The 14,883-nt window shown below is 70.0% G+C and carries 14 protein-coding genes; 6 read left to right on the top strand and 8 right to left on the bottom strand.

The genetic code is table 11. The features are described 5' to 3' along the window. Positions 1-45: 45 nt before the first annotated feature. Positions 46-1,092 (bottom strand): SDR family NAD(P)-dependent oxidoreductase, encoded by a 1,047-nt coding sequence (locus EV279_RS00740; RefSeq protein WP_133541043.1) that lies wholly within the window; start codon positions 1,090-1,092, stop codon positions 46-48. A 52-nt stretch (positions 1,093-1,144) separates the two neighbouring features. Here EV279_RS00740 and EV279_RS00735 point away from each other — a divergent pair, with 52 nt between their 5' ends. After that, positions 1,145-1,726: a TetR/AcrR family transcriptional regulator gene (locus EV279_RS00735; RefSeq protein ID WP_243728381.1), complete on the top strand. Its 582-nt coding sequence runs from the start codon at positions 1,145-1,147 to the stop codon at positions 1,724-1,726. A gap of 121 nt (positions 1,727-1,847) precedes the next feature. Then, the gene (locus EV279_RS00730) at positions 1,848-2,162 is read left to right on the top strand and encodes an ATP-dependent DNA ligase (RefSeq protein ID WP_133541041.1); all 315 of its coding nucleotides are present in this window, start codon (positions 1,848-1,850) and stop codon (positions 2,160-2,162) included. 11 nt (positions 2,163-2,173) lie between these two features. On the opposite strand, the gene EV279_RS00725 is transcribed toward EV279_RS00730, so the two are convergent. The 6 genes from EV279_RS00725 to EV279_RS00700 form a co-directional block, all read right to left on the bottom strand. Then, positions 2,174-2,539 (bottom strand): hypothetical protein, encoded by a 366-nt coding sequence (locus EV279_RS00725; RefSeq protein WP_133541040.1) that lies wholly within the window; start codon positions 2,537-2,539, stop codon positions 2,174-2,176. 18 nt (positions 2,540-2,557) lie between these two features. Next, entirely contained in the window at positions 2,558-3,193 is a 636-nt protein-coding gene (locus tag EV279_RS00720) for an NAD(P)-binding domain-containing protein (RefSeq protein ID WP_133541039.1), read from the bottom strand. 100 nt (positions 3,194-3,293) lie between these two features. Further along, positions 3,294-5,594 carry a glycoside hydrolase family 3 N-terminal domain-containing protein gene (locus tag EV279_RS00715; RefSeq protein ID WP_133541038.1) on the bottom strand — a complete coding sequence of 767 codons (2,301 nt, stop codon included), beginning with the start codon at positions 5,592-5,594 and terminating at the stop codon, positions 3,294-3,296. Then, positions 5,591-6,457, bottom strand: coding sequence for a carbohydrate ABC transporter permease (locus tag EV279_RS00710; RefSeq protein WP_133541037.1), 867 nt, complete (start codon positions 6,455-6,457; stop codon positions 5,591-5,593). Before EV279_RS00710 ends, EV279_RS00715 begins: the two co-directional genes overlap by 4 nt. Beyond that, a complete protein-coding gene (locus EV279_RS00705; protein WP_133541036.1) occupies positions 6,454-7,479 on the bottom strand; it encodes a sugar ABC transporter permease in 1,026 nt (341 codons plus the stop codon). Before EV279_RS00705 ends, EV279_RS00710 begins: the two co-directional genes overlap by 4 nt. An 11-nt stretch (positions 7,480-7,490) precedes the next feature. Beyond that, positions 7,491-8,780: an extracellular solute-binding protein gene (locus EV279_RS00700; RefSeq protein WP_133541035.1), complete on the bottom strand. Its 1,290-nt coding sequence runs from the start codon at positions 8,778-8,780 to the stop codon at positions 7,491-7,493. Between the two features lie 176 nt (positions 8,781-8,956). Here EV279_RS00700 and EV279_RS00695 point away from each other — a divergent pair, with 176 nt between their 5' ends. Continuing rightward, positions 8,957-9,955: a LacI family DNA-binding transcriptional regulator gene (locus tag EV279_RS00695; RefSeq protein WP_133541034.1), complete on the top strand. Its 999-nt coding sequence runs from the start codon at positions 8,957-8,959 to the stop codon at positions 9,953-9,955. Positions 9,956-9,994: 39 nt separating this feature from the next. On the opposite strand, the gene EV279_RS00690 is transcribed toward EV279_RS00695, so the two are convergent. Continuing rightward, entirely contained in the window at positions 9,995-11,158 is a 1,164-nt protein-coding gene (locus EV279_RS00690) for an ROK family protein (protein WP_133541033.1), read from the bottom strand. A 308-nt stretch (positions 11,159-11,466) separates the two neighbouring features. Between EV279_RS00690 and xylA the strand changes: the two genes are divergently transcribed. From xylA to EV279_RS00675, 3 genes are all read left to right on the top strand, one after another. Next, a complete protein-coding gene (gene xylA, locus EV279_RS00685; RefSeq protein ID WP_133541032.1) occupies positions 11,467-12,657 on the top strand; it encodes a xylose isomerase in 1,191 nt (396 codons plus the stop codon). Between the two features lie 123 nt (positions 12,658-12,780). Then, entirely contained in the window at positions 12,781-14,094 is a 1,314-nt protein-coding gene (locus tag EV279_RS00680) for an FGGY family carbohydrate kinase (protein WP_208109441.1), read from the top strand. Positions 14,095-14,179: 85 nt separating this feature from the next. Continuing rightward, complete coding sequence (locus EV279_RS00675; protein ID WP_133541031.1) at positions 14,180-14,860, top strand: GTP pyrophosphokinase family protein; 681 nt, start codon at positions 14,180-14,182, stop codon at positions 14,858-14,860. Positions 14,861-14,883: the final 23 nt, after the last annotated feature.

The following is a 14,883-nucleotide window of genomic DNA, read 5'->3' as shown; positions in this document are numbered from 1 at the left end:
GCCGGCCCGCGACGCGCCAGGCGCCGGGACCGTCGTGCGACCCGCTTACGCGGCCGACCAGCCGCCGTCGCTGGCGAGCGTGACGCCGTTGACGTTCACGCCGTCGTCACTCAGGAGGAAGGTGATGGATGCCGCGAGCGCCTCCGCCTCGGCGGCGTCGGGCATGATCGCCATGGCCGTCTGCACGCGCTCGGCCCCGAGCGGTGAGCCGAAGGACGCCTCGATGTTCGTGATGGTGGGGCCGGGTGCGACGGCGTTCACGCGGATGCCGCTCGGTCCGTACATGTAGGCGCTCGACTTCGTCAGTCCCACGACCGCGTGCTTCGACGTCGTGTAGGCCGCGCCGGCTGCCGAGCCGCGCAGCGCCGCCTCCGAGGCGGTGTTGACGATCGAGCCGGCACCTTGCGCGAGCATCGCGGGAATGACCGCGCGCATGAGCTTCATGGTGCCGGTGACGTTGACGCGCAGGACACGGTCCCACACGGCGTCGCTCAGCTCGCCGACCGGCGTCATGTCGTCCATGATGCCGGCGATGTTGGCCAGGCCGTCGATCGTCTCCCCGGCGGCGGAGAGGATGGCGGCGACGCCGTCGTCGTCGGTGATGTCGGCGGAAAGGGGAACGACGTCCGCTTCCCCGTGCTGCGTGACGAAGTCGTCGAGCCTCTCCTTGCTCACGTCGACGGCGACCACCCGTCCTCCCTCCCGCGCAATGCGCGAGGCGGTCGCGCGTCCGATCCCCGACCCGGCACCGGTCACGATGACGGTCTTTCCGGCGAAGCGGCCCTCGTCGATGCGCTCGGTCCAGGTCCGGAGCGCGGGGGCCGCGGTCGCCGAGGTGTCGGGCGCGCTCGCGGCGGAAACGCCCCCGCTCGTCGCCGCCGCGCGCTCGACGAGATCGCCGAGCATCTGCTCCGTGAAGGCGCCGCGGCTCATCGTGACGAGGCGCTTGATCGGGAGGCGGCGGATCGGCGCGAACACCTCCGGGGTCTGACCGCTCTGCGCGAGGACCTCGGTGAGGAGCGCATTGCCGGCGGGGTCGGCAAGCCAGTCGGCGATCGCCGAGTCGGCTGTGAGGGCTGTGGCGGTAGTCATGGTTCGGGTCCTTTCTCTACCGGACATCGTTGTCCGGTAATAGGTTATACCCGTGCCGATTCGTGAGGAAGGGTCCCCCCGCGCCAACCGGGGCCCCGCGGCGGGCCCCGAGAACCGGCGCGCCCTCATCGCGGCGGCTCGCGAGGTCTATGCCGAGGCCGGACTCACCGCCCCTTTCAGCCAGGTCGCCAAGCGGGCGGGCGTCGGGCAGGGGAGCCTCTACCGTCACTTCCCAGACCGCACAGCGCTCGCCGTCGCGGTGTTCGAGGACAACATGACCGAGCTCGAGGGCTTCGCGGCAGCGCCCGCGCGCACGATCGAGGACCTGCTGGACCTCGTCGCCGACCAGGCGATCGTCTCCAGCGCCTTCATCGAGCTGATTTCGGCGCAGCCGGAGGATCGCCGGGTCGTGCACCTCGGCGCGCGCTACCGCGACGTCGTGGCGAGCCTGGTCGACCGGCAGCGTGACATCGCGGGCGAGGCATCCGGTCTCGAGGTCGCCGACGTGCTCCTAGCGACCGAGATGCTCGCGTTCGCCATCTCGCGCAGTGCGCCGGGAGATCGCGCCGACGCCGCGGCGCGCGCGCGCCGACTGCTGCGCAGCGCGTTCCGCCCGGTGGGGTCGTCGATCTGACGCGAGGCGGATCCGAGGCGGAGCCGGTCTGACGCGCACGTGAGGTCCCCGTGAAGAATCGCCGCATCCGGCTCCAGACCCGCTAACGTGACGAGCACGGGGGAGTGAGAAGGAGTGGCGAATGGGGCGGTTCATCTACGACACGATGGCGAACTCGGTCGACATCGACGATCGGACGCTCGCACATCTGCGCATCGTCGTGATGAACAAGCTTCGACGGTCGGAGGCGTTCATGTTCGACGTCGAGATCGGAGACGGAAGCGGACGGAAGAGCTTCTGGATCCATCCGTCGGTCCCGCTCCAGTTCCACTTCTTCGGCAGCCGCAACCCGCGCATCAATCGCCTCTGGATCGAGGAGCTGATGCAGTCCGCGAGCGGGCCCAGCGGACTGCAGATCGTCCCGGAGCCCGAAGAGCCGTCAGGCGAAGAGGGCTGACGCGACGGGTGTCACTCGCGGGACTCGACGATCTCGACGGCCTGCGGTGAGATGTCGGGCGCGGGCTCACCGTCGCCGGCGATGCTCTCGGCGACGAGCGAGACCCCGCCCGAGGAGTTCGCGGAGTTCGCGAGGCTCTCGATCCATTCGCGGCTGAGGACCGGCGGCTCCGGTTCGTCGAAGACGAATCGCAGCGGGATCGACGGATGCAGCCAGATCGTGCTGCGTCCTCGGGGCTGATCGTCGGGATGCGCCCACGACACGGTGAAGCTCTCGCCACGGCGGAGCTTCGTCGCGATGACGACCTTCAGATGCGCCAGCGCGCGGTCCTCGATGTGGATGGGAGTTGCGGATCCGCCGTAGTAGATGGTCCCCATAGGTGAACCATAATCCCGTCAGCGTTGCGCGCGTGCCAGATTTCCGACGAGCTCGTCACGGTCCTGGCGCACGCCGTAGGCCGGCTGATCGCGCTCGACGCGCCAGCTCTCGGCGAGCGGGCCGACGTCGACCGTGTCGAAGCCGAACTCGTCGTACAGTCCGGTCACGAACTCGACGGCCTCGGGGTTGTCGCTCGAGGTGGCGAGCGCACGGCGTCCCGGCGTCCCGGCCGGCGTTCCGTCGGTGCCGATCTGCGAGGCGGTGATGTGGTTGAAGGCCTTGGCCACCTTCGACTCCGGAAGATGCTCCTGAAGCAGGCCGCTCGTCGTGGCGCGCTTGTCGTCGAGCTCAGCGATCCGACCGTCGCGCTCCCAGTAGTAGTTGTTGGTGTCGAGCACGATCTTCCCGGCGAGCGGCGCGACCGGGATGTCCTGATACGCCTTGAGGGGCACGGTCACCACCGCCACATCCGCCGCGGCCGCGGCATCCTCCGCCGTCCCGGCACGAGCCCGGGGCCCGAGCTCCTCGACGAGCGCCGAGAGGGTCTCCGGGCCACGCGAGTTCGCGATCACGACGTCGTACCCGCGCGCCGTGAGGCCGCGGGCCAATGCCGATCCGATGTGTCCTGCGCCGATGATTCCCAAGGTCGTCATGCCGAGGTGAAACGCCCGGCGCCCGATGCTATTCCGGGCCCGACCGGCGACCGGATCCGCGGCCGTCTCGGGCTCTCGAGGCGACCGCGGCTCCGCCGGATCATCGCGGGACGACCGCCGCGACCGACACCGACACGGTTCGCGCGTCCGCCGGCCCGATCTCGTGGACGGGACCGACCAGGCGCGTCGTCGACGACGTCTCGCGGTCCTCGCACGAGCCTCCCACCCAGAACTCGATGTCGCCGGGCTCGACGACGCGAGCGCCGCGGCGGTCGGTGAAGCTCAGACGCCCCACCGGGACGTCGAAGCGGACCACCGTCGTCTCGCCCGGCTCGAGCGCCACGCGGGCGTAGCCCACGAGCTGGGCGACCGGACGCGTGACGCTGGCGTACAGGTCGCGCGCATACAGCTGGACGACGTCGACGCCGCTGCGCTCCCCGACGTTGCGCACCTCGACCGTGACCGGAAGGTCGGCACCGGTCGCGGACTCCGTCGGCGCCGACAGCCTCGAGTGCTCGAACCCGGTGTAGGTCAGGCCGTGCCCGAAGGGCAGCGCCGGGGTGCTGTCGGCGCTCGTGATCTCAGACGGTCCACCGAGGATCGGGTGCAGGTAGGTGTACGGCTGTGCGCCCGCCGATCGCGGGAGCGAGACGGGCAGGCGACCCGACGGCGCGGCGCGCCCGGAGAGCACCGCCGCGATCGCGGACGCTCCCTCCTCGCCGGGGAAGAAGGCCTGCAGGACGGCCGCGGGCGCGGCTGGCCCGTCGATCGCCCACCCGATCGCGTAGGGGCGGCCGGACAGCACGATCATGACGGTGGGGACGCCCGTCGATACGACCTCCTCGACGAGGCGCCGCTGGAGGCCGGGCAGTTCGAGGTCATCGACGTCGTTGCCCTCGCCGACCGTGCCGCGTCCGAACAGGCCCGCGCGGTCGCCGACGACGACGACGGCCACGTCGGACGCCGCCGCCGCGGCCACGGCCTCGGCGATCCCGGACGCGTCATCTCCGGATACGTCGCATCCGCGCACCGCCTCGGGCGCCGAGCCCGGGAACTCGGCCCGGAGAGCCTCGAAGACGCTCGGCAGCTCGAGCCCGAGCGGCACGTCGGGGTGGTGGGCCAGCACGTGGTTGACGAAGGAGTAGCAGCCCATGAGCGCTTCCGCGGAGTCGGCGTTCGGCCCGATGATCGCGAGGCGCCCGATGGACGCCGCATCGAGCGGGAGGACGCCGCCGTTGGAGAGGAGCACGAGCGACTCCTCCGCGAGACGCCGTGCGACGGCCCGGTGCTCCGGGGTGTCGAGGTCGATGGCGGCGGGGGGTTCGTCGAACGTCTCGTCGAGGAGGCCCAGCTCCTCCTTCTCGGCCAGCACGCGCAGGACAGCCCGGTCGACGAGCGCTTCGTCGACCGCTCCGGATCGCAGCGCCTCGGCCAGAGGGGCGGTGAACGCGTCGCCGGTCGGCAGCTCCACGTCGATCCCCGCGGCCAGCGCCAGGGCCGCCGCTTCGCCGAGGTCCTGGGCGACCGCGTGCATCGTGTGCAGGAAGGCCACCGAGAAGTAGTCCGACACGACCACTCCGTCGAATCCCCACTCCTCGCGGAGGACGCTCGTGAGAAGCTCCTCGGACGCGGCCACGGGCACCCCGTCGATCTCCGCGTAGGAGTTCATCACCGACCGCACACCGCCGTCGCGGACGGCCATCTCGAACGGCGGAAGCAGGACGTCGGCGAGCTCGCGGGGTCCCGCGTGCACCGGGGCGTGATTGCGCCCCGACTGCGACGCCGAATAGCCCACGAAGTGCTTGAGGGTCGCGTGGATGCCGGCATCCTGCAGTCCCCGCACGTAGGCGGTCCCGACGGTGCCCACCACGTACGGATCCTCGCCGATGCACTCGTCGACACGACCCCAGCGCGGATCGCGGATCACGTCGAGCACGGGTGCCAGGCCCTGGTGGATGCCGAGCTGTCGCATCGACCCTCCGATGAGGCGTCCCATCTCCTCGACGAGCGCCGGGTCGAACGACGCGCCCCACGCGAGAGGGGTCGGGAAGGTGGCGGCCTTCCACGCCGCCAGGCCCGTGAGGCACTCCTCGTGCACGATGGCGGGGATTCCCAGCCGGGTCTGCTCGCGCAGGCGGCGCTGCTCGCTCCACAGCCATGCGGCGCGCTCGACCGGGTCGACCGGCCTCGTGCCGTACACCCGCGTGAGATGCCCGATGCCGTGGGCCGAGGCATCCTCGTACTTCGTGGAGGTGGCCATCTCGCCCGCCATGGGCGCGACGAGCTCGTCGCCCTGGTCGACCCAGTACCCCACGAGCTGCGCGAGCTTCTCGTCGAGGGTCATCTGCGCATGCAGAGCCCGCACCCGCTCGGAGACCGGCGGGAGTTCGATCCGGCTCATCCCTTGACCGCTCCTGTCAGGCCGCCGACGATGCGCCGCTCGAAGAGGCTGAAGAACGCCAGAGCCGGGATCATCGACAGCGACGTGAACGCGAGCACCTTCGCGGTGTCGACGGAGTACTGCGACGAGAACGCCTGGACGCCGAGCGGCAGGGTGAAGTTCGCGTTGTCGTTGAGGAGGAACAGCGGCAGGAGGTAGGCGTTCCAGCTTCCGATGAAGGCGAGGATGCCGACCGTGATCACCCCGGGGACGGCGAGGGGGAGCACCATGCGCCAGAAGAAGCCGAGGCGGCTGCAGCCGTCGATGAACGCCGCTTCCTGGATCTCGTCGGGGATCGCCCGGAGGAACGGCACCAGGATGATGATCGTCGTCGGAAGGGCGAAGGCGATCTGCGGGAGGATGACGCCGCCGAGGGAGTTGATCAGCCCCAGGTTGCGCACCACGATGTACAGCGGCGTGATGGCGACGGTGATCGGGAACATCAGGCCGGCCGCGAACAGGGCGTACAGCGCGCCGCGACCGCGGAACTGGTAGCGGGCGAGCACGTAGCTGGCCATCAGCCCGAGGAGGATGACCCCGACGGTCGTGGCGACCGCGACGATCGTCGAGTTGAACACGAGGATCCAGAACGTGCTCTCGGTGAGGACGTCGATGTAGTTCGTGAACACCCACGGGTCGGGCAGCCCGGCCGGGTTGGTCGTGATCTGCGAGTTCGAGCGGAAGCCGCCGAGGATGATGTAGATCACCGGGCCCAGCATGAGCGCGATGACGATCAGCGCCACGAAGTACACGGCAGGAGTCCCCGCCCGCATGCGCGATCGCCGCGGGGCGGTCGGCGCGGCGGTGGCCACGGCGGCGGTCATCGGTCGTTCCTTTCGGTGAGCGCGCCGGCGGTGTCGCGGCGCAGCACGAAGCGCTGGTAGATCAGGGCGACGACGAGGGAGATGAGGAAGATCACGACGGCGACGGCGCTGCCGTAGCCGAAGTTCCCCGCGTTGCGGCCGTTGGCGACCATGTAGGTCGCCATGGTCGAGGTGCCGGCGACGGATGCCACGTACTGGCCCCAGATGATGTAGACGAGGTCGAACAGCTGGAGGGCGCCGATGATCGACAGGAACGCCCAGATGCGCAGCGTCGGTCCGAGCAGGGGGATCGTGATGCGGCGCTGGATCTGCCAATAGGTGGCCCCATCGATCGCCGCCGCCTCGTAGAGCTCATCGGGGATGCCCTGAAGCCCCGCGAGGAAGAGGATGACGGCGAAGCCGACGTACTTCCAGGTGAGGATCGCCATGAGGGTCCAGATGGCGATGCTGGGGTCGGAGAGCCAGTCGCGCGTGAGGTTGTCGAGGCCCAGGTTCTCGAGGAGACCGTTGAGGGCTCCGTTCGTGGCGAGCATGAGGCTGAAGCCGGTGCCCACCACCACCTCGGCGATGACGTAGGGCACGAAGATCAGCACCCGGATGAGCGACTGACCGCGCATCTTGCGATTGAGCAGAAGCGCCAGCAGAAGCGCGATCGGTCCCTGGATGACGATCGACATGACCAGGATGAAGGCGTTGTGGCCCAGCGCCTCCTGGAAGTCGGGGTCGGTGAAGATCGTGACGTAGTTCTTGAGGCCGACGAAGTCGACCGCGGGTCCGTAGCCCTTCCAATTGAAGAAGCCGTAGTACGCCGCCATGATGACGGGGAAGATGACGAACCCGATGAAGAAGATGAGTGCCGGACCGACCAGCACGGCGACTTCGAGGCGGCCGGACCATCCCAGCCCAGGGCGCCGGCGGCGCGGCGGTGCCGAGGGCGGCGGCGTGACGCCACCGCCCCCGGAGCGCTGCGCGAGATCCGTCTGCGGGCGAACGTCCGTCTTCGGTGTCTCGCTCGTGGTCATGCGGAGTGTTCCTAGCCCTTCGCGCCGGCCTGGTTGGCGGCTTCGATCAGCTTCTCGGGCGTGCTCTGGCCCGCAAGCATGTCGACGACCGCCACGTTGAGCGCGTTGCCGACGTTCTGTCCGAGGACGGTGTCGAGCCACTGCGAGACGAACGGAGCCTTGTTGTAGGCCTCGAGGATCTGCTGGAGATAGGGCTCGGTGACGGCCTTCTGCGCCTCGGCGTTGACCGGCGGCGAGTTGTACGCCTTGTAGTAGGCGGTCTGCTGGTCGTTGGAGGCGACGAAGTTGAGGAAGTCGGCGCACTCCTCGGGAGCCTGAGCGGCGCACGAGTAGCCGTCCACGCCGCCCATCATCGAGCCGGGCTCTCCCTCGCCGCCGGAGACCTCGGGGAAGGGGTACCAGGCGAGGTCGGGAAGGGGCTTCTCATCGGGGGTGAGAGAGGCGATCACGCCCGGGTCCCACGCGCCCATGAGCTCGCCGCCGGCCTTCTTGTTGGCCACGAGCCCCGCCGAGCTGCCCGCTCCCTGCTGGGCGGACGTCGTGAGGAAGCCCTCGTTGAACGGCTCGGTTGCTGCGAACTCCTCGAGGTCCTCCGCGGCCTTGAGCCAGCAGGGGTCGCTGAAGTCCTTCGAGTCGCCCGTCTCCTCCATGGTCTCGGGGGAGCACTCGCGGATGGCGAACCAGTAGAACCAGTGCGCAGCGGGCCAGGCGTCCTTCGCGCCGAGGGCGAGCGGGGCGACGCCGATCGCCTTCAGCTTCTCGTTGGCTTCGACGAGCTCGTCGATGGTGGTCGGGTTCTCGGTGATGCCGGCCTGGTCGTAGAGATCCTGGCTGTAGAAGATGCCGCCGGGAAGCACCGACAGGGGCATCGCCCAGATCTTGTCCTGGTACGTCTCGGCTTTGAAGGAGCCTTCGGAGATGTTCTCCTTCGCCTCGCCCTCGATCTTGTCGGTGAGGTCCATGAGCTGACCGGCCTGCACCATGGCGGCCAGCTTGCCACCGCCGCGCTGGAGGAAGATGTCCGGCGGGTCACCCGCGTTCAGCGACGTCTGGAGCTTGCCGTCCAGGTCCTCGTTCTGGATGGACTGCATCTTGATCGTGACGTTCGGGTTCTCCTCCTCGAACGCGGCGATCGCGTCCTTCCAGAACTGCTGACCCGGTCCGGTCGTGGAGTTCTGCCACAGTGTCATCTCGACGGTGCCGTCTGCGCTCTCGCCGGAGCCGCCGGCGCTGCAGCCGGCGAGCGCGAGAGCGCCGACGACCAGTGCGGCAGAACCCGCGAGGATCCTGTTGCCCTTCATGTGATTTCCCGTTCTCTTCTTCGAGGAGCACACCACTGCTCCGGGGGGTGCGGTTTCTGTGCGAGTCGGGTCGCGCAGGTCTGGAACGCTGTCCGGACAGAAAAAAGCGTGCGTGCCCAACAAATATCTGTCAAACGTTTTCGAAAACGATTTCCAATCCGTTATGCTTCCGCGACATGAAGCACAGGCCGACGATCACCGACGTCGCGCGTGCCGCCGGCGTCTCGGTGTCGACGGTTTCCAAAGCCGTCAACGGGCGCTACGGGGTTGCCAGCGAGACGGTCGACCATGTACTCGCCGTCGTCGCCGAGCTCGGCTACGAGTCGAGCCTCATCGCCAGCAGCATGCGCGCGCGCTCGACCGGGGTGATCGGCGTTCTGGTGGCCGATTTCGAGCCGTTCAGCGCCGAGATCCTCAAGGGCGTGGGGCTCGCCCTGCGCGATTCGTCGTACGACCTCCTCGCGTACTCCGGATCGCACGGCGAGGCCGAGGGATGGGAGCGGCGCTCGATCTCGCGCCTGTCCGGCACGCTCATCGACGGCGCCATCATGGTGACGCCTACCGTGCTCAATGTCGGCACCGAGGTCCCCGTCGTCGCCATCGACCCGCACACCGGACCCGCCGACCTGCCCACCGTCGAGTCCGACAGCTTCGGCGGCGCCCTCCAGGCCACGCGCTACCTGATCGAGCTCGGTCACACCGCGATCGGCTTCATCGCCGGCCGGCCCGACCTGCGCTCGTCGATCGCGCGCGACGCGGGCTATCGCCGGGCGATGGCCGATGCCGGCCTTCCCGTGCATCCCCACCTCGTCGGGACCGGAAGCTACCGCCAGGATGCTGTGCGGGTGGCCGCCCTCGAGATGCTCGGGGGAGTCGAGCGCCCGACCGCCATCTTCGCGGCGAACGACATCTCGGCGCTCGAGATCGTCAAGGTCGCGGGGGAGCTGGGGCTGGACGTTCCCCAGCACCTGTCCGTCATCGGATTCGACGACGTCCCCGAGGCCGCCAAGGCGACGCCCGCGCTCTCGACCGTGCGACAGCCCATGCAGACGCTCGGCGCCGAGGCGGCGCGGATGCTGCTCTCGCTGATGCGGGGCGAGACGCCGCACACGACCCACGCGACGCTGCCCACCCGGCTCGCCCCCCGCGCCACGACGGCACCTCCGCCGCGCTGACGCCGGGCGTCCCGCGCGCTGACCCCAGGTGTCCCGCGCTCAGCTCAGCGCCGCGCCGGCGGGGTCGCGGAGAAGCTCCTCGAACGCCGCTTCCGCGGCGCCGATGATCAGCCGGTCCTCGGCGAGCGCCGCCGCCCGGATCTCGAGATCCTCCCCGTTGGCGGGCATCGACTGGGCCACCACCGCTGCGGTGAAGCCTGCGAGGTCGTGTTCCGCAAGCATCCCGAGGAACCCGCCGAGCACCACGACCGACGGATTGAGGACGTTGACGGCATTGGCGAGGGCTGTCGCGAGGATGCGCCGCTGGCGGGCGACCTCCTCCAGCACGTCCGTCGTCCGCGCTTCGCGGAGGAGGCTCGCCAGGGTCGGCTCGTCGACGTTGCTCCGCTGCAGTACGGCGAGGAGGCGCGACCGGCTCACCTCGTCCTCGAGGACGCCGTTGCCCGCCCGGCGGTCGGCCGCAGAGGCGATGCCCGGCCGGTTCTGCCCGAACTCGCCGGAGTAGCCCGACGCGCCTCCGACCGACACGCCCTGCACGATGAGGCCCCCGCCGATGCCGCTCGCGCCGCCGTTGAGATAGACGACGTCGTCGACTCCTGCGGCCGCCCCGAAGAGGTGCTCCGCGACGATCGCCATCGCGGCGTCGTTGCCGACGACGGTGGGAAGGCCCGTCTCCGCCTCGACGAGCTCGCGCAGCGCGACATCCGTCCATCGCAGGTGCGGTGCATCGCGGACGAGGCCGTCCGACGAGCGCACGAGCCCCGGCACAGCGACGCCGATGCCCGCGATCGCGGCGTCCGCGAGCGCCTCGGCCCGCCAGATCTCGAGCCGCTCGCCGATGAGCCGCGCCGTGCGCTCGGGACTGAGGAGTTCGGTCATCTCGATGCGCTCGCTGAGGCGGACCGTTCGGTCCAGTCCCACGACTCCGAGTGTCAGGGCGTCGACCTCCGGATTCACGGCGATCGCCACCACCCGGTGGTGCGCGGCCACCAGGGGCGAGGGGCGGCCCACGCGGCGGCTCGGGTCGGGAGCGCGCTCCTCCACGACGCCGAGCGACACGAGGTCTCCGACGAGATCGCCGATCGTGGAGCGGTTCAGGCCCGTGGCGAGGGTCAGCGCCGCGCGCGAGACCGGGCCCTCCAGGTGAGCGAGCCGCAGCAGCCGCGAGAGGTTCGCCTGACGGCTGCCGACGGGATCGTTCATCCCCTCACTGTAGGGCGGCGCGACGAACCGGCCACGACGGGCGGTGCCGGTTTCAGTAACTCGCGCGGCGTCGGACCGATGCCGTCCGGGCTGCATACGCTCCGGCACTCGACAGTCCGACGCGATGCACGGGGGCCGAGATCGCACAGTCTGCGGTCCCTCCTCGCGGCGGACCGCACATCGTGCCATCTCGGCGCCGCGCGGGTTCCCGAAGGCCGGGCTGCAAGGACTGGACGCGGCATCCGATCTGGTATACGTTGTCTCTGACAACATTTCGATCTCCCCTCGGCCGTTCGCAAAGGAGCGCCATGCCCACCCCCACTCGTGACGACAAGTTCTCCTTCGGACTCTGGACCGTCGGATACAACGGCACTGACCCGTTCGGCGGACCGACCCGGCCGCCGCTGGACGTCGTGCACGCCGTCGAGAAGCTCGCCGAGCTCGGCGCGTACGGCCTCACCTTCCACGACGACGACCTGTTCGCCTTCGGTTCGAGCGACGCCGAGCGTCAGACGCAGATCGACCGCCTGAAGGGCGCGCTCGACGACACCGGCCTCATCATCCCGATGGTGACCACCAACCTCTTCTCGGCCCCGGTCTTCAAGGACGGCGGGTTCACCTCGAACGACCGCCAGGTGCGCCGCTTCGCCCTGCGCAAGGTCTTCCGGCAGCTCGACCTGGGCGCCGAGCTCGGTGCCAAGACGTTCGTCATGTGGGGCGGCCGCGAGGGCGCCGAGTACGACTCCGCCAAGGACATCCGCGCGGCGCTCGAGCGCTACCGCGAGGCCGTGAACCTCCTCGGCCAGTACGTGACCGACAAGGGCTACGACATCCGCTTCGCGATCGAGCCGAAGCCGAACGAGCCCCGCGGCGACATCCTCCTCCCGACACTCGGCCACGCGATCGCGTTCATCGACTCGCTCGAGCGCCCCGAGCTCGTCGGCCTCAACCCCGAGGTCGGCCACGAGCAGATGGCGGGGCTCAACTTCGCCGCCGGCATCGCCCAGGCGCTCTACCACGGCAAGCTCTTCCACATCGACCTCAACGGCCAGCGCGGCATCAAGTACGACCAGGACCTCGTGTTCGGACACGGCGACCTGCACAACGCGTTCGCCCTCGTCGACCTGCTGGAGAACGGCGGCCCCGGCGGCGTGCCGGCCTACGACGGCCCCCGGCACTTCGACTACAAGCCGAGTCGCACCGAGGACGAGACCGGCGTGTGGGAGTCGGCATCGGCGAACATGCGCACCTACCTCCTCCTCAAGGAGCGCGCCGCCGCCTTCCGCGCCGACCCCGAGGTGCAGGAGGCGCTCGAGGCCGCCCGCGTGCCCGAGCTCTCGGTGCCGACGCTGAACGACGGCGAGACGTACGACGACTTCCTCGCCGACCGCTCGGCGTACGAGGACTTCGACCCGTCGCAGTACCTCGGCGGCAAGGGCTTCGGCTTCGTCCGCCTCCAGCAGCTCGCGACCGAGCACCTGCTCGGCGCGCGCGGCTGAGGCATCCGTCCCCACCCCCCTTCTCCCCGCGAAACAGCATCGGGGCGCCGAGACAGCGGGTTTCGCCGCAGTCTCGGCGCTCCACTGCAGTCTCGCGGTGGGTGAACGCGTGAAGGAGCGCACATGAGCCTCGTCATGGGAGTCGACTCGTCGACGCAGTCGTGCAAGGTCGTGATCACGGATGCCGCGACCGGCGCGGTCGTCAGGCAGGGGCGAGCATCCCATCCGGACGGCACCGAGGTCGACCCCGCCGCGTGGTGGACGGCGCTCCAGGCCGCGATCGTCGACGCCGGCGGACTCGACGACGTCGCAGCATGGGCGATCGGCGGGCAGCAGCACGGCATGGTCGCGCTCGACGCGGAGGGACGAGTCATCCGCCCCGCCCTGCTGTGGAATGACACCCGCTCGGCGGGCGCGGCAGCCGACCTCGTCGCCGAGTTCGGTGCCGACACGCTCGCCCGGCGCACGGGGCTCGTGCCCGTCGCGAGCTTCACCATCACCAAGCTTCAGTGGCTCCGCGACCAGGAGCCCGAGAACGCCGCGCGCGTCGCCGCGGTCGCTCTGCCGCACGACTGGCTGACCTGGCGCCTGCGCGGCTTCGGGCCCGCCGGCGAGTCGCCCTGCGGGCCCGTGCTCGACGAGCTCGTGACGGATCGCTCGGATGCCTCGGGCACCGGTTATTGGAACCCAGACGCCTCCGGACCCGATCCCTACGACCGCGAGCTGCTCGTCGCCGCCCTCGGCCACGACGCGCTCCTTCCGCGCGTGCTCGGACCCGACGAGTGGGTCGAGGACGAGGCCGGCCGGCGGGTCGGCCCCGGCGCGGGCGACAACGCCGGAGCCGCGCTCGGCCTCGGTGCACGTCCCGGAGACGTCGTCGTGTCGATCGGCACGTCGGGGACGGTCTTCGCCGTGAGCGAGGAGCGCACGATCGACCCGACGGGCACCGTCGCCGGCTTCGCCGATGCCGACGGGCGCTTCCTGCCGCTCGTCGCGACCCTCAACGCGGCGCGCGTGCTCGACGCGATCGGACGCGTCCTCGGCGTCGACCACGCAGAGCTCTCGCGCCTGGCCCTCGCCGCCGAGCCGGGCGCGGCCGGCCTCGCCCTCGTGCCGTACTTCGAGGGCGAGCGCACCCCGAACCTCCCCGACGCGACGGCGTCGCTGACCGGCATGACGCTCGCCTCGACGACCCGCGAGAACCTCGCCCGGGCCGCCGTGGAGGGGATGCTGTCGGGCCTCGGCGCCGGACTCGAAGCCCTTCGCGCCCTCGGCGTGCCCCTCGAGCGGGCGCTCCTCGTCGGCGGCGGGGCGCAGTCCGAGGCCGTGCGCGCGATCGCACCCCAGGTGCTCGGCATCCCCGTCGAGGTGCCCGAGCCGGGAGAGTACGTCGCCCTTGGCGCAGCCCGTCAGGCCGCGCGCATCGCGTCGGCGTGACGCGGGCCCATGCGGCCGGAGTGGCAGCGGCGACGGTCATCCGCTCTCACAGGAGTCGTATAGGCGGTGTGCCTAGGTTGGGGGCATGGCGATCCCCGGGGATGACGCGACCCTCACCATCTCGCCGTCCGAACTGCGCACGATCCGCGACGAGCTTCAGCGGTTCCTGCTCGAGTACCGCTTCGGCATGCAGGAGATCGAGACGAAGATCGGCATCCTTCGCGAGGAGTTCGAGCACACGCACGACTACAACCCCATCGAGCACGTCTCGAGCCGGCTGAAGTCGCCCGACAGCATCGTGGAGAAGGTCGCGCGGAAGGGCATCGACTCGGACTTCGACTCGATCCGCGCCGGCATCACCGATATCGCGGGGATCCGGGTCACGTGCAGCTTCGTCACCGACGTCTACCGGCTGTTCGACCTCCTGGTGCGCCAGGACGACATCACCCTGGTCACGATGAAGGACTACATCGCCGAGCCGAAGCCGAACGGCTATCAGAGCCTCCACGCGATCATCGAGGTGCCGGTGTTCCTCTCGACGGGGCGCGTCGAGGTTCCCGTCGAGGTGCAGTTCCGCACGATCGCGATGGACTTCTGGGCGAGCCTCGAGCACAAGATCTACTACAAGTACGACCGGCAGGTGCCCGACCGCCTGCTCTCCGAGCTGAAGGATGCGGCGGACTCCGCCGCCGCGCTCGACCAGCGCATGGAGCGTCTGCACCGCGAGCTCCATGGCCCCCGCCCGGCGGCTGTCGTCGCCATCTGACCCGGTCGGCCCCAGGCTGCCGT

It is taken from the genome of Microbacterium sp. BK668 (genome assembly GCF_004362195.1).
Taxonomy (GTDB): Bacteria; Actinomycetota; Actinomycetes; order Actinomycetales; family Microbacteriaceae; genus Microbacterium.
This window is presented reverse-complemented; position numbering and strand designations above follow the sequence as displayed.

Bases quoted from the DNA above. Each gene is read 5' to 3' on its own strand.
- EV279_RS00740 (WP_133541043.1), bottom strand. From the start codon at position 1,092: ATGACTACCGCCACAGCCCTCACAGCCGACTCGGCGATCGCCGACTGG.
- EV279_RS00675 (WP_133541031.1), top strand. From the start codon at position 14,180: ATGGCGATCCCCGGGGATGACGCGACCCTCACCATCTCGCCGTCCGAA.
- EV279_RS00700 (WP_133541035.1), bottom strand. From the start codon at position 8,780: ATGAAGGGCAACAGGATCCTCGCGGGTTCTGCCGCACTGGTCGTCGGC.
- EV279_RS00720 (WP_133541039.1), bottom strand. From the start codon at position 3,193: ATGACGACCTTGGGAATCATCGGCGCAGGACACATCGGATCGGCATTG.
- EV279_RS00705 (WP_133541036.1), bottom strand. From the start codon at position 7,479: ATGACCACGAGCGAGACACCGAAGACGGACGTTCGCCCGCAGACGGAT.
- EV279_RS00730 (WP_133541041.1), top strand. From the start codon at position 1,848: ATGGGGCGGTTCATCTACGACACGATGGCGAACTCGGTCGACATCGAC.
- xylA (WP_133541032.1), top strand. From the start codon at position 11,467: ATGCCCACCCCCACTCGTGACGACAAGTTCTCCTTCGGACTCTGGACC.
- EV279_RS00715 (WP_133541038.1), bottom strand. From the start codon at position 5,594: ATGAGCCGGATCGAACTCCCGCCGGTCTCCGAGCGGGTGCGGGCTCTG.
- EV279_RS00710 (WP_133541037.1), bottom strand. From the start codon at position 6,457: ATGACCGCCGCCGTGGCCACCGCCGCGCCGACCGCCCCGCGGCGATCG.
- EV279_RS00725 (WP_133541040.1), bottom strand. From the start codon at position 2,539: ATGGGGACCATCTACTACGGCGGATCCGCAACTCCCATCCACATCGAG.
- EV279_RS00695 (WP_133541034.1), top strand. From the start codon at position 8,957: ATGAAGCACAGGCCGACGATCACCGACGTCGCGCGTGCCGCCGGCGTC.
- EV279_RS00690 (WP_133541033.1), bottom strand. From the start codon at position 11,158: ATGAACGATCCCGTCGGCAGCCGTCAGGCGAACCTCTCGCGGCTGCTG.
- EV279_RS00680 (WP_208109441.1), top strand. From the start codon at position 12,781: ATGAGCCTCGTCATGGGAGTCGACTCGTCGACGCAGTCGTGCAAGGTC.